Source organism: Ralstonia sp. UNC404CL21Col (assembly GCF_000620465.1).
GTDB classification, from domain to species: domain Bacteria; phylum Pseudomonadota; class Gammaproteobacteria; order Burkholderiales; family Burkholderiaceae; genus Ralstonia; species Ralstonia flatus.
Window position 1 is genome coordinate 112,513 of the sequence record NZ_KK211140.1, and the last position, 12,882, is coordinate 125,394.

A 12,882-nucleotide genomic window follows, 5' to 3' on the forward strand; every position below is an offset into this window, starting at 1 on the left:
CCGGTCTATCGCGAACCCGCGCCCATGCCCTTCTTGCCCGAACCCCTGTTCCAGCACGGCCAGCCTGATCGCACGGCGATCCTGCTCGTCAACCTCGGTACGCCTGACGGCACATCGCCGCGCGAGGTCGGCCGCTACCTGCGTCAGTTCCTGTCCGACCCCCGCGTTGTGGAAATTCCGCGCGCGGTGTGGTGGTTCATCCTCAACGGACTGATCGTGCCGCTGCGTTCGCGCACGTCGGCGCACAAATACGAAAGCATCTGGCTGCGCGAGGCCAACATGACCGGCTCGCCGCTGCTCGTCTACAGCGAGCGCCAGGCGCATGCGCTGCAGCAGCTGCTGAACGCGCAGGGCCACGATGTGGTGGTCGCCTGTGCGATGCGCTATGGCAATCCGTCGATTCCGTCCGTCATGCAGGCGCTGCGCAAGCAGGGCGTCGAGCGCATCCTCGTCTTGCCGATGTATCCGCAGTATTCCGGCACCACCACCGCGACGGCCTTCGACGAGGTCTTCCGTGTGCTGGGCGAGATGCGCAATCAGCCGGAGTTGCGGCTGGTCAAGCATTTCCACGATGACCCTGCCTACATCAATGCGCTGCACCAGCAGGTGGGGGCGTATTGGGCACAGCACGGCGCTCCAGATTTTGCGCACGGCGACAAGCTGGTGCTGTCCTTCCATGGTGTGCCGCGACGGACGCTGGAATTGGGCGATCCGTATCACTGCGAGTGCCTGAAGACCGGCCGCTTGCTGGGCGAAGCGCTCGGCCTGCAGCCGGGTCAGTACCTGGTCACGTTCCAGTCACGCTTTGGCCGCGCCGAATGGTTGCAGCCGTACACCGCGCCCACGCTGGAAGAGCTGGGCCGCGTCGGCACCCATCGCGTCGACGTGTTCTGCCCGGGTTTTCCGGCCGATTGCCTGGAAACGCTGGAAGAGATCGCCATGGAAGGGCAGTCGACCTTCCGTGTCGCCGGCGGCAAGGAATTCCATTACATCCCGTGCCTGAACGACAGCGAAGCCTGGATTGCCGGCATTGCCGACATCGCGCTGGCGCATCTGCAGGGCTGGCCGCTCACGCTCACGCATCCGCATGTGCTGGAGGCCAGCCGCACGCGTGCGCAGAGCAAGGGAGCCGCCGCATGAAGGTGAGCACCGACGCGGCCGATCGCGTTCGCATCGACAAATGGCTGTGGGCTGCGCGCTTCTTCAAGACGCGCTCGCAGGCGACGGATGCAGTGGAGCGCGGTCGCGTGCAGATCAACGATCAGGCGGTTCGCCCCGCCAAGGACGTCAAAATCGGTGATCACGTGCGCGTGCACGCGCATGAACAGCAATGGGAAGTGGAGGTGTTGGCGCTGGCGGAAGTGCGCGGCCCCGCCTCAATCGCGCAAACCCTCTATGCCGAGACGGACATCAGCCGCTTAAAACGCGAAGAGAGTGCGGACAAGCGCCGACTGTATCGGGAGCCGGCCACACAAATCGCCGGCCGGCCGACCAAGCGGGACCGGCGGCGCATCGACAAACTCGGCGGAGAATGACGCAATCCGCGCGAGTGTGTGCTAACTTGATACGCTCATCAAGCCGCGCGGCATCTGCTGCATCTGTGCCGGCTTGATGATGTAGTGCTTGAAGAATGCCTTGCCGCTGCCGTACTCCGTATAACGCGGCGTGACGGCACCCGACAGGCAGATGAACGTTGTGGCTGCGGTCAAAGTCAACAGCAGGAGCACGGTCAGAACGGGCAATTTGTTGTGCATGGTACGAACCCTCAAAGAAGCTCGCGCCCCCCAATTTTTTCTTGCATCATAGGCGGCCAATTGGGGCCTCGCAATTGCTGTGCCGTTGCAGTCTGATGAAAGTTGTAACCCCATATTTCGTGATGCACGACGCACAGTTGTCGCGCATCCGGCGCCCTTGAAAAGCGCGCCAATTGCCCCATAACGGGGACAAATCGTTTGTAAAAATCCAGCGGATCGATTCCGGGCACATACCGTGCGTCGATCCCGTTTATCCAGCGCTATGAAACACACTTCGGACACCCAATCGAACTCGGACATGTCAGCGGACAGCCAAGCCACCCAGCCGAACGCATCGGCGACGGGCCAAGCGGCCCATGCCTATTCGAGCCAGGCGCAGCGCGCAAGTGCAGACGCCCAGGCTGTTGCCGGTGACGAAGCCGCCGTGGCGGAAGCCGTGGCTGACGTGGACGTCGCTGAACTGCGCCGTCAACTCGAAGCCGCAGAAGAAAAGGCACGCCAGAACTACGAAAACTGGGCCCGCGCCACGGCCGAAGGCGAGAACATCCGCCGCCGTGGTCAGGACGACGTGGCCAAGGCCCACAAATTCGCCATCGAAGGCTTTGCGGAATATCTGCTGCCCGTCATGGACAGCCTGCAGGCCGCCTTGGCCGACACGTCGGGCGACGCCACCAAGCTGCGTGAGGGCGTTGAACTGACGCTCAAGCAGCTGTACGCCGCATTCGAAAAGGGCCGCGTCACCGAGCTGAACCCGGTGGGGGAAAAGTTTGACCCGCATCGCCATCAAGCCATCTCGATGGTGCCGGCCGATCAAGAGGCCAACACCGTGGTCGCCGTCCTGCAGCGCGGCTACACGCTGGCCGATCGCGTGCTGCGGCCGGCCCTGGTGACGGTGGCAGCGCCCAAGTAAGCTGACGCGCCCCATGATCCAAAGCACAGTCACTTCGCACGACGCCCACGGCGCGATCCCGGTCGACAAGACCGCGTTCGCGGCGTTCGGTATGCGCGAGGTGAACACCGAGACGTTCGACGCGGCCATTGCGGCCGCGGGCGATGCGCTCGTGTGCGTGTTCTTCTGGGGCGTCGATTGCTTCAACTGCGAGATGGCCAAGAAGGCCATGCTCGCGCAACCGGCCGCCGTGCGTGAACTGGGGCTGACCTGGCTGCATGCCGACGTCTATGCCCACCCGGAGCTGGGCCAGTGCTTTGGCCTGCACGGTATTCCGGTGTTCATGTTCTTCCATCGTGGCAAGAAGCTTGGCCGGGCGACCGGCTGGCACGGCCATGCGCAGTTTGCCGCCGCGGTTGCCAATGCGCGCAACAAGCTGGCCGGCAAGCCGCTCCTCTGAGGCTGCGACCATGATGACGTCGACGCCCATGGCTGCGGCCTTCTTTCTTGCTTCGCCTTCCCGTGCTGTGCGCCCCAAGCGCATGGCGCGCACCTTGCCGCGCGCCGCTCAGGCGATGACCGCGGCCCTTGCCGCCGCCCGGCGGTCGTTCTAGTGCCCCTGCGGCACGTTGCCGCCGGGCTCGCTCTCTTTCACCAGCAGTTTTAGTGCGTATTACCGCCGGCCGGCCTGTGTGCCCGCCGGTTTCCTTGTCGCTGCTTTGCGTTGGCCTGCGGGGCCATCGGCAGCGGCTTTGCTTCGTGTTGAACACAGACTTGTAGGAGATCGTCATGTCCAAAGCAGCCGCCATCTACTTGACCGAGCTGGACCTCACCCGCCTGGAAAACGCTGCCACGCGCGCGGGCAGCAATTCGCCGCTGGCCGATCTCGTCGATGACCTGATCGCCCGCGCCAACGTGGTCCCCGGCAACAAGATTCCGGCCGATGTGGTCACCATGAACTCCGTCGTCTGCGTGGTGGACGACGCCGGCGCGGAGCAGGAGTGGACGCTCGTCTACCCCGAGGAGGCCAACGTTGCGTCGGCCAAGCTGTCGGTGCTTTCGCCGATGGGCGCGGCGCTGCTCGGCGCGCGGGCAGGTAAGTCGGTCAAATACTCCGCGCCCAATGGTGCACAGCGTTCGTTGCGCATCGATCGCGTGGCGTTCCAGCCCGAGGCCGCCGGCCAGCATACGCTGTAAGCCGGCTGCGTCCTATCGCGAGAGGCTGTAACCGACGCGCAACTGCGAGCCCAGCTTGTGGTTGTAGTCGAGCAGGCTCTCGCCGTAACCGGTGAAATACTGGATGAACAGATAGCCCGCCGTGCCAGTGAAGATCCGGCTCATCGGATACGTCAATTGCGCGTCGACGCTGCCATAGGCCTTGCGGGTGCCCTTGCGCAGCGTGGCGGCCAATTCCCAGCCATTGGGCGCGCCGTACGACACGCGGAAATCCCCAAAGCCGCGGTAGTGCGCGATATCGGTGTTGCCCGTGCGCGTGAGGTAGGCGTAGAGCTTCGGCTCGAACTTCCAGTGGTAATCGTTCAGGTCACCAAAGTGGAACGTCGGCCGGACGAAGACGGTGTTGATGGCGCGTGAGGCATCGCCGTCGCGGCCGTTCGATTCGTGCTCGATGCCGCCAGCGAACGACAGCCGGGTGAGCGCGCCGCCATGGATGCCCGTGTCGGGGCGGTAATAGAAGATGCTTGGCCGGTAATTCGTATCGCGGAACGGCGCGGATTCCTTGCCCAGATCCCACAGCGAGAACTGCGTGTAACCGAAATACAGGTTATCGAGCAGCGCTGCAGATGCCGGATTCTCTGGCTGAAAAATCCGGAACTTGAAGCTCAACTGGAACTTGGCGTTCAGGCCTTCGTGCGCCCCGATGGCGGCGAACATGGGTTCGTGGAATGTCAGGCGCGCGGTCTCTTCGGGCGGGCGGGCGGCTTCGCCGTTGCCGGCCACGGCGATGGGAACGGCAGGCGTAGCCGTTGCATTGGCAGCGGGAGCGCTCGGGTTGGCGCCCAGCGCGCCGCCGGGCCTCGTCGCCTCGGCGGCGGCGTTGCGGACGGCGCCATTGGGCGCACCTTCCGCAGCGATCTGCGGGGCGTCGGGGCCGCGCACGAGCGTGACCAGAACGGGCGCCGCATCCAGATCCGGAACATCGATCCGGACGGTACCGCGCAGCACCTCGGGCAGCGTGCCCGTATAGGCGACGGTGCGGACCTGCCCCGGGCGCAGATGCAGGGTCTCCGCCCCGGCGTTATGTCGATTGAGAATCACTTCCACCGCGCCTTGCAGATCGGCGGTGGCCGTTGCACGCAGCTTGGCCGGCACGGCATAGCTGCGCTGGGCGGCATCGCCAGAAATGACGAGGGTCAGGGTGAAAGGCTGGTTGGCATCGATGCGGCGGGAAGGCTGCAGCAGGGCCACAGCGGCATCGGCGGAGGGCACGGCGCATGCGGCAAGGAGCGCAGCGCCAAGAATGGATCGAAGCGGATGCAAAGGCATGGGCGCAAAAGCCGGGTTGGCGTCCGGCGAGTGGCAATGCGCGCAAGGGTAACACCCAGACCTTTTGTGCCCGGTTTGCGGCGGTGAACGTTCGAAACGGACGTTTTTGCCTGGTAGCGCACGTTTTCGGGTGCTTTCCCAAGAAAAACCGGCCAAAATGCTCAACTTTTCAAAATTCGGCCTTGAAAAGCCGGACGGCACTCCCACATCCGATCCAAGTTTGTATTCAGTGCAGTCCTGACACCAGATTCGAGGAGCAAGAACATGGGCAAAATCATTGGTATCGACCTTGGTACCACCAACAGCTGCGTCTCCATCATGGAGGGCAACACCCCCAAGGTGATCGAGAACGCCGAAGGCGCTCGCACCACCCCGTCGATCATCGCCTACATGGAAGACGGCGAGATCCTGGTCGGTGCCCCGGCCAAGCGCCAGGCGGTGACCAACCCGAAGAACACGCTGTACGCCGTCAAGCGCCTGATCGGCCGCAAGTTTGAAGAGAAGGAAGTCCAGAAGGACATCGGCCTGATGCCGTACACCATCACCAAGGCCGACAATGGCGACGCCTGGGTGGAAGTGCGCGACAAGAAGATGGCGCCGCCGCAGATTTCGGCTGAAGTCCTGCGCAAGATGAAGAAGACCGCCGAGGACTACCTGGGCGAGGAAGTGACCGAAGCCGTGATCACGGTGCCGGCCTACTTCAACGATTCGCAGCGCCAAGCCACCAAGGATGCCGGCCGCATCGCCGGTCTGGACGTCAAGCGCATCATCAACGAGCCGACTGCCGCTGCGCTGGCATTCGGCCTGGACAAGAACGAGAAGGGCGACCGCAAGATCGCCGTGTATGACCTCGGCGGCGGTACGTTCGACATCTCGATCATCGAGATTGCCGACGTGGACGGCGAGAAGCAGTTCGAAGTGCTGTCGACCAATGGCGATACGTTCCTGGGCGGCGAAGATTTCGACCAGCGCATCATCGATTACATCATCGGCGAGTTCAAGAAGGAGCAGGGCGTCGACCTGTCGAAGGACGTGCTCGCGCTGCAACGCCTGAAGGAAGCCGCTGAAAAGGCCAAGATCGAGCTGTCGAGCACGCAGCAGACCGAAATCAACCTGCCGTACATCACGGCGGATGCCTCGGGTCCGAAGCACTTGAACCTGAAGATCACGCGTGCCAAGTTGGAAGCGCTGGTCGAAGACCTGATCGCCCGTACGATCGATCCGTGCCGCACCGCCATCAAGGATGCTGGCGTGAAGGTGTCGGACATCCACGACGTGATCCTGGTCGGCGGCATGACGCGTATGCCGAAGGTGCAGGAAAAGGTGAAGGAGTTCTTCGGCAAGGAAGCCCGCAAGGACGTGAACCCGGACGAGGCCGTTGCCGTGGGCGCTGCCATCCAGGGTCAGGTGCTGGGCGGTGACCGTACCGACGTGCTGCTGCTGGACGTGACGCCGCTGTCGCTGGGCATCGAAACGCTGGGTGGCGTGATGACCAAGATGATCGGCAAGAACACGACCATCCCGACCAAGTTCTCGCAGACGTTCTCGACCGCGGACGACAACCAACCGGCCGTGACGATCAAGGTCTACCAGGGCGAGCGTGAGATGGCCTCCGGCAACAAGCTGCTGGGCGAATTCAACCTCGAAGGCATTCCGCCGGCACCGCGCGGCACGCCGCAGATTGAAGTGTCGTTCGACATCGACGCCAACGGCATCCTCCACGTGGGCGCCAAGGATAAGGCGACCGGCAAGGAAAACAAGATCACGATCAAGGCAAGCTCCGGCCTGTCGGAAGCCGAGATCGAGCGCATGGTGAAGGACGCCGAGGCCAACGCCGAAGAAGACAAGAAGCTGCGCGAACTGGTCGACTCCCGTAACCAGGGTGAAGCGCTGGTGCACTCGACCAAGAAGGCACTGGGCGAGTACGGCGACAAGCTGGAAGGCGGCGAGAAGGACAAGATCGAAGCCGCGATCAAGGAACTTGAAGAGACCCTGAAGGGGACCGACAAGGCCGCGATCGACGCCAAGACCGAAGCGCTGGCGACCGCCTCGCAGAAGCTCGGCGAGAAGGTCTATGCCGACATGCAGGCCAAGGGCGAGGCGGGTGGCGCTGAACACGCTGCCGGTGCCCAGGCAGGCGCGCAAGCCGGACAAGGCGCTCCGCACGACGATAACGTCGTCGACGCCGAGTTCAAGGAAGTGAACGACAAGAAGTAAGCCAACTCGTCCGCCAGGCGGACGTTACGGTACGCCGGGCAGTGGTCATCGGGTTGTGCGGGACGCACCTGATGTCACGCTCGGCTTTTTTGCTATTCGACACGCAGTAAAAAACAGGCGACGACTGAAGCCACCATGGCAAAACGTGATTACTACGAAGTGCTCGGGGTGGGCAAAAACGCGAGCGACGACGAGATCAAGAAGGCGTATCGCAAGCTCGCGATGAAGTACCACCCGGACCGCAATCCGGACAGCAAGGAAGCGGAAGAGAAATTCAAGGAGGCCAAAGAGGCCTACGAGATGCTCTCCGATGCAGAAAAGAAAGCGGCCTACGACCAGTACGGCCACGCGGGCGTCGACCCGAACATGGCCGGCGGCTTTGGCGCGGGCGGTGCAGGCTTTGGCGGGGGCTTTGCCGAAGCCTTCGGCGACATCTTTGGCGATATCTTTGGCCAAGCCCAAGGCCAGGGCGGGCGCCGCGGTGGCGGCCCGCAGATGTATCGCGGCGCTGACCTGCGCTACAGCATGGAAATCACGCTGGAGCAGGCCGCGCATGGCTACGATACGCAGATCCGTGTGCCGCACTGGGACGAGTGCGACCACTGTCACGGCAAAGGCGCCGAGCCCGGCTCCAGCGTGGAGACGTGCCCGACCTGCCACGGCGCTGGTCAGGTGCGTGTGTCGCAGGGCTTCTTCACGATGCAGCAGACGTGCCCGAAGTGCCACGGCAGCGGCAAGTACATCCCCAAGCCGTGCACCAAGTGCCACGGCCAGGGCAAGCTGAAGAGCCAGAAGACGCTGGAAGTGAAGATTCCGGCCGGCATCGATGAAGGCATGCGCATCCGTTCGTCGGGTAATGGCGAGCCGGGCATCAACGGCGGGCCGCCGGGCGACCTGTATGTGGAAATCCACATCAAGCCGCACCCGGTGTTCGAGCGCGACGGCGACGACTTGCATTGCCAGATGCCGATTTCGTTTGCGACGGCAGCCATCGGCGGCGACATCGAAGTGCCGACGCTGGGCGGCCGCGCCTCGTTCACGGTGCCGGAAGGCACGCAGGCCGGCAAGACGTTCCGCCTGCGTGGCAAGGGCATCAAGGGCGTGCGTTCCGGCTATGCGGGCGATCTCTATGTGCACATCAACATCGAGACGCCGGTCAAGCTGACGGAGCACCAGAAGGAGCTGCTCAAGCAGTTCGACAAGTCCGTGCACGAAGGCGGCTCGCGGCACAGCCCGCAAGAGCAGTCGTGGATGGACAAGGTAAAGAACTTCTTCTCCTCGTAAGAAGCCGCGTAAAGCTACTGCGCGGCCAGAGGTTGGTCCTGCGATACTCGCCGTACTCATGTACGGCTGCGTTTCTCGGACCAACCTCTGGCCGCTCGCTACGCTTTTCGAGGCTTCTTAAACACCACCTTTTCAATCAAGGACATCGTCATGCAGCCGCTCCAAGCGCCAGAAGCCGGCGCGCCGTTCGCGCTGCTGGACGATGCCACCTCGGGCGGCGCGCCGTGCTCGCGCTGGTACACCGATTATGTCGGCGAGTTCTTCCGGCCGGTGGGCATCCTGGATGGGCTGGACGATGACCTTCGTGCCGCCTGGCGCCAGGGCTTGCATGCCCTGATCGTTGCGCCGTACGAGTTTGGCGAGCCGCTGGTTGGTCTGCCGGCTTCCACTGAAATCTCTTCGTCCTTGCCCGGCCACGATGGCCGCCTGCGCGTGCTGCTGTTCCGCACGATGCAGGTGCTGTCGCCCGCAGAGGTCGACACGCTGTTCGGAGCTTGGCCTGAAGCGGCCGGGGCGGCCGGTCTGTTCGACTGTGCTGCCAGCGTTGATTACGCCACCTATACCAACGCCATCGCACGCATCCACGACTGGATTGCGGCGGGCGACACCTACGAAGTCAACTACACGTACCGCCTGCGCATGACGGCGTTCGGCGCGCCGGCGGCGTTGTATCGGCGCCTGCGCGCGCGCCAGCCGGTGCCGTACGGCGCCTTCATCGGGCTGCCCGAGGGCGGCGCGATTCTGTCGTGCTCGCCGGAGCTGTTCTTCTCGCATCACGCCGGCAAGCTTGTTGCGCGGCCGATGAAGGGCACCGCGCCAGCCTCCGGCGACGTCGAAGTCGACGAAACCCGCGCCATCGCGCTCGCAGCTGACGAGAAGAACCGCGCCGAAAACCTGATGATCGTCGATCTCTTGCGCAACGATCTGGGCCGACTCGCGCGTGCGGGGTCGGTGCGTGTGCCGGCGTTGTTCGAGGTGACGCCGTTCGGCAGCGTGCTGCAGATGACGTCAACCGTGGAGGCCGAGATTCCGCCTTCCACTGGCTTGGCCGATTGCCTGCGAGCGCTGTTCCCGTGCGGCTCCATCACGGGCGCGCCCAAGCGGCGGACGATGGAAATCATCAAGGCGCTGGAGCCTGAGCCGCGCGGCCTGTACACCGGCGCGATCGGCTGGATCGATGCGCCTGCCGATGATCGCGCGATGGGCGACGCATGTTTCTCCGTGGCGATCCGCACGCTGGTGCTGAGCGCGCCCGGCACCGATGGCCTGCGCCGCGGTGAACTCGGTATCGGCTCCGGCATCGTGCACGACAGCGTCGCCGATGAGGAATACGCGGAGTGCCAACTGAAAGCGCGCTTCGTGACGGCGCTTGACCCGGGGTTGTCGTTGTTCGAGACGATGCGCGCGACGCGCGACGGCGTGCCACTGCTGGATTGGCATCTGGCGCGGCTGGAGCGTTCTGCTGCTGCCTTTGGTTTCCCATTCGATCGGACTGCGCTGACGAACGAGGTGGCACGTGCCTGCGCAACGCTGGACGGTGATGGCGCCTATCGCATGCGCCTATTGCTCACACCGGACGGTGGAGCCAACGTATCGGCCGTGCCGTTATCGCCACTGCATGCGAGCTGGGATGCGCCGGTCCGCCTGCTCGTCGCACCGCAATCGCGCGAGATCACGCACAGTCTGCCGACGCACAAGACCACGTTGCGCGAAGGCTACGATGCTGCGTGGCAGGCCGCCGAGCGCGAAGGTGCGTTCGATGCCGTGTTCTTCAACGCTGATGGCACCTTGGCCGAGGGCGGGCGCAGCACGTTGCTGGTCAAGCTCGATGGTGCGTGGTGGACGCCGCCGCTGTCAGCGGGGGTCTTGCCGGGGGTGATGCGCGCCGTGCTGCTGAAAGATGCTTCGCCGTGGCTGGGTGGGCCGCTGCAAGAGCGTTTGCTCACCCGCGCCGATGTTGCCCGCGCCGAGGCCGTCGCCGTATGCAATGCCCTACGCGGCGTGGTGCCCGCGCATTTCGAGCCGGCCCTGACCGTCGACGTGCTCTAGTTTCCAGCGCGCCACGCCGGGCAGGTTGATGAGTTCGCGGTCGTGGCAGACCATCAGCAGTGTGCGGCCCTCCGCTGCCAGCTCGCCGACCAGCGCAATGACTTGCTCGCGCGCAGCGCCGTCCAGATTCGACGTCGGTTCGTCGAGCAGCAGCACATCCGTGTGCAGGGCGCGCGCCCGCGCCAAGGCAAGACGTTGCGTTTCGCCGCCGGACAGTCGCTCGGGCGGCACATCCACCACGTGCTGCAGCCCCGCCCAGCGCAGCGCATCGTCGACGCGCGCAGCCAACGCTGCATGCGCCACGCGGTGTGGGCCCGTCGTCAGCCCATAAGCGAGATTCCCGCGTACCGACGTGCGAAACAGATACGGATGCTGGTGCACGTAGGTCAGCCGCGCGCGCAGCTCGGCCGGATAGGGCGACAGCGCCTGCCGCCCCCGACCCATGTCAACGGTCGCACCATGGGCGGGCGCAAGCCCGGCCAGCATGCGCAGCAGCGTTGTCTTGCCGACTCCGTTTGCGCCGGTGATGACGATCGCGTGCCCCGCGGACAGCGCCAGGCGCGGAATCTCGAACAGAACGCGCGCGCCGTGCTGGCAGCGCAGGCCTTCAAACACCATCGTGGGCTGCGACGACGCGCTCATGCCGGCTCCCTGCGATAGTTGCCAGCCCCTTGCAACCACGCCAGCACAAGGTTGACGAGCAGTGCCAGCCCGATCAGCACGATGCCCAGCGCGATGCCCTGTGCGAACTCGCCCTTGCTGGTTTCCAGCGCAATCGCCGTGGTCATGGTGCGTGTGACGCCTTCGATGTTGCCGCCGACCATCAGCGCCGAGCCCACTTCGGCGATGACGCGCCCGAAGCCGGCCACCACCGCCGCCATGAGGCCGAAGCGCAATTCACGAAACACCGTCAGCAGCAGCCGGACGCGCCCGGCGCCCAGCACGCGTGCGGTTTCGGCGAGACGCGGATCCGCGCGCTCCAGTGTCGTCAGTGCAAATGCGACGATCACCGGCAGGCCAAGCACCGCTTGCCCGAGGATCATCCCGCCTTGCGTGAACAGCAGCCCGAAGCCGCCCAGCGGCCCCTGGCGCGACAGCAGCAGATACAGCAGCAGCCCGATCAGCACGGTCGGAAACGACAGCGACGCCTGCGCCAGCACCACGAGGGCACGGCGCCCCGCAAACCGGTGCATGGCGATGAGATAGGCGATGAGCAGGCCGGGAGGCGCCGCCAGCAGCAGCCCCGCGATCGCCACCTTCAACGACACCCAGACGATCCGCCACAACGCCGCATCGCCGCCGGCAAGCAGGGCGAAGGCGTCGACGGTGGCCGACCAGATTTCCATGCGGAGGCCGCTCAGGCGAAGGTGTGTTCCGGGCCGGGGAACGTGCCGTCCTTGACGGCCGCCACATAGGCCGCGACGGCGCCGTCGATAGTGGCTTGCCCGTCCATGAAGTTGCGCACGAACTTCGGGCGGTGGCCGGGGAACACGCCCAGCATGTCGTGCATGACGAGCACCTGGCCCGAGCATTCCAACCCCGCGCCGATGCCGATGGTCGGAATGGCCAGCAGACGCGTCACCTCGCCGGCCAGCGCCGCAGGAATCGCTTCCATCACGACGAGTTGCGCGCCGGCGTCCTGCACGGCCAGCGCGTCAGCTTTCAGTTGCGCAGCCGCTTCATCGCCGCGGCCCTGCACCTTGAAGCCGCCGAACGCATGCACCGATTGCGGCGTCAGGCCGATGTGCGCACACACCGGAATGCTGCGTTCAACGAGAAACTTGATCGTCGGCGCGAGCCACACGCCGCCTTCGAGCTTGACCATCTGCGCGCCGGCCTGCATCACGCGCACGGCGCTGTGGAAAGCCTGTTCGGGCGTGCCATAGGTGCCGAACGGCAGGTCGGATACGAGCAGCGCTTTCTCGATGCCGCGCGATACGCATTCGGTGTGATAGACGATGTGATCGAGCGTGACCGGCAGCGTGGTCTTCTGGCCCTGCATCACGTTGCCGAGCGAATCGCCGACGAGCAGCACGTCGGTGCCGTTGCGGTCCATCAGGGCGGCGAAACTGGAGTCGTAGGCGGTCAGCATGGCGATGCGCTCGCCGGCGGCACGCATGGCCTGCAGCGAAGTCACCGTGACGGCCTTGCGGTTCGATTCCTGGAGATAGCTCATGGACTGAG

13 protein-coding genes are annotated in these 12,882 nt (G+C 64.6%); 8 read left to right on the forward strand and 5 right to left on the reverse strand.

From position 1 onward, the window contains the following. The first annotated feature begins 24 nt into the window (after positions 1 to 24). A complete protein-coding gene (gene hemH / locus N511_RS0118410; RefSeq protein WP_027680623.1) occupies positions 25 to 1,140 on the forward strand; it encodes a ferrochelatase in 1,116 nt (371 codons plus the stop codon). Beyond that, on the forward strand, positions 1,137 to 1,535 hold the full coding sequence (locus N511_RS0118415; protein WP_027680624.1) for an RNA-binding S4 domain-containing protein: 399 nt from the start codon (positions 1,137 to 1,139) through the stop codon (positions 1,533 to 1,535). The genes hemH and N511_RS0118415 overlap by 4 nt, the downstream gene beginning before the upstream one ends. Positions 1,536 to 1,556: 21 nt before the next feature. Here the strand turns inward: N511_RS0118415 and N511_RS0118420 are convergent, their stop codons facing one another. After that, positions 1,557 to 1,754, reverse strand: a complete 198-nt coding sequence (locus tag N511_RS0118420; protein ID WP_009241433.1) for a hypothetical protein — start codon at positions 1,752 to 1,754, stop codon at positions 1,557 to 1,559. Positions 1,755 to 2,016: 262 nt separating this feature from the next. Between N511_RS0118420 and grpE the strand changes: the two genes are divergently transcribed. From grpE to rnk, 3 genes are all read left to right on the forward strand, one after another. After that, positions 2,017 to 2,664, forward strand: a complete 648-nt coding sequence (grpE, locus tag N511_RS0118425; RefSeq protein WP_027680625.1) for a nucleotide exchange factor GrpE — start codon at positions 2,017 to 2,019, stop codon at positions 2,662 to 2,664. A 13-nt stretch (positions 2,665 to 2,677) separates the two neighbouring features. Further along, the gene (locus tag N511_RS0118430; RefSeq protein ID WP_027680626.1) at positions 2,678 to 3,103 is read left to right on the forward strand and encodes a thioredoxin family protein; all 426 of its coding nucleotides are present in this window, start codon (positions 2,678 to 2,680) and stop codon (positions 3,101 to 3,103) included. 329 nt (positions 3,104 to 3,432) lie between these two features. Then, positions 3,433 to 3,840, forward strand: coding sequence for a nucleoside diphosphate kinase regulator (rnk, locus tag N511_RS0118440; RefSeq protein WP_027680627.1), 408 nt, complete (start codon positions 3,433 to 3,435; stop codon positions 3,838 to 3,840). Between the two features lie 12 nt (positions 3,841 to 3,852). On the opposite strand, the gene N511_RS0118445 is transcribed toward rnk, so the two are convergent. Continuing rightward, a complete protein-coding gene (locus tag N511_RS0118445) occupies positions 3,853 to 5,148 on the reverse strand; it encodes a phospholipase A (RefSeq protein ID WP_027680628.1) in 1,296 nt (431 codons plus the stop codon). Positions 5,149 to 5,412: 264 nt separating this feature from the next. Between N511_RS0118445 and dnaK the strand changes: the two genes are divergently transcribed. From dnaK to N511_RS0118460, 3 genes are all read left to right on the forward strand, one after another. Further along, on the forward strand, positions 5,413 to 7,365 hold the full coding sequence (dnaK, locus tag N511_RS0118450) for a molecular chaperone DnaK (protein ID WP_027680629.1): 1,953 nt from the start codon (positions 5,413 to 5,415) through the stop codon (positions 7,363 to 7,365). A 135-nt stretch (positions 7,366 to 7,500) separates the two neighbouring features. Then, on the forward strand, positions 7,501 to 8,649 hold the full coding sequence (gene dnaJ / locus N511_RS0118455; protein ID WP_009241427.1) for a molecular chaperone DnaJ: 1,149 nt from the start codon (positions 7,501 to 7,503) through the stop codon (positions 8,647 to 8,649). 150 nt (positions 8,650 to 8,799) lie between these two features. Further along, positions 8,800 to 10,698, forward strand: coding sequence for a bifunctional chorismate-binding protein/class IV aminotransferase (locus tag N511_RS0118460; RefSeq protein WP_027680630.1), 1,899 nt, complete (start codon positions 8,800 to 8,802; stop codon positions 10,696 to 10,698). Here N511_RS0118460 and N511_RS0118465 read toward each other — a convergent pair. Genes N511_RS0118465 through panB form a run of 3 tightly spaced genes read right to left on the reverse strand, consistent with a single transcriptional unit; the run spans position 10,642 to position 12,874 of the window. Then, entirely contained in the window at positions 10,642 to 11,340 is a 699-nt protein-coding gene (locus tag N511_RS0118465) for an ABC transporter ATP-binding protein (protein WP_027680631.1), read from the reverse strand. The two genes, N511_RS0118460 and N511_RS0118465, sit on opposite strands and share 57 nt — an antisense overlap. Continuing rightward, the gene (locus tag N511_RS0118470) at positions 11,337 to 12,044 is read right to left on the reverse strand and encodes an ABC transporter permease (RefSeq protein ID WP_027680632.1); all 708 of its coding nucleotides are present in this window, start codon (positions 12,042 to 12,044) and stop codon (positions 11,337 to 11,339) included. The genes N511_RS0118465 and N511_RS0118470 overlap by 4 nt, the downstream gene beginning before the upstream one ends. Before the next feature lie 11 nt (positions 12,045 to 12,055). Next, entirely contained in the window at positions 12,056 to 12,874 is an 819-nt protein-coding gene (gene panB / locus N511_RS0118475) for a 3-methyl-2-oxobutanoate hydroxymethyltransferase (protein WP_027680633.1), read from the reverse strand. Positions 12,875 to 12,882 lie beyond the last annotated feature (8 nt).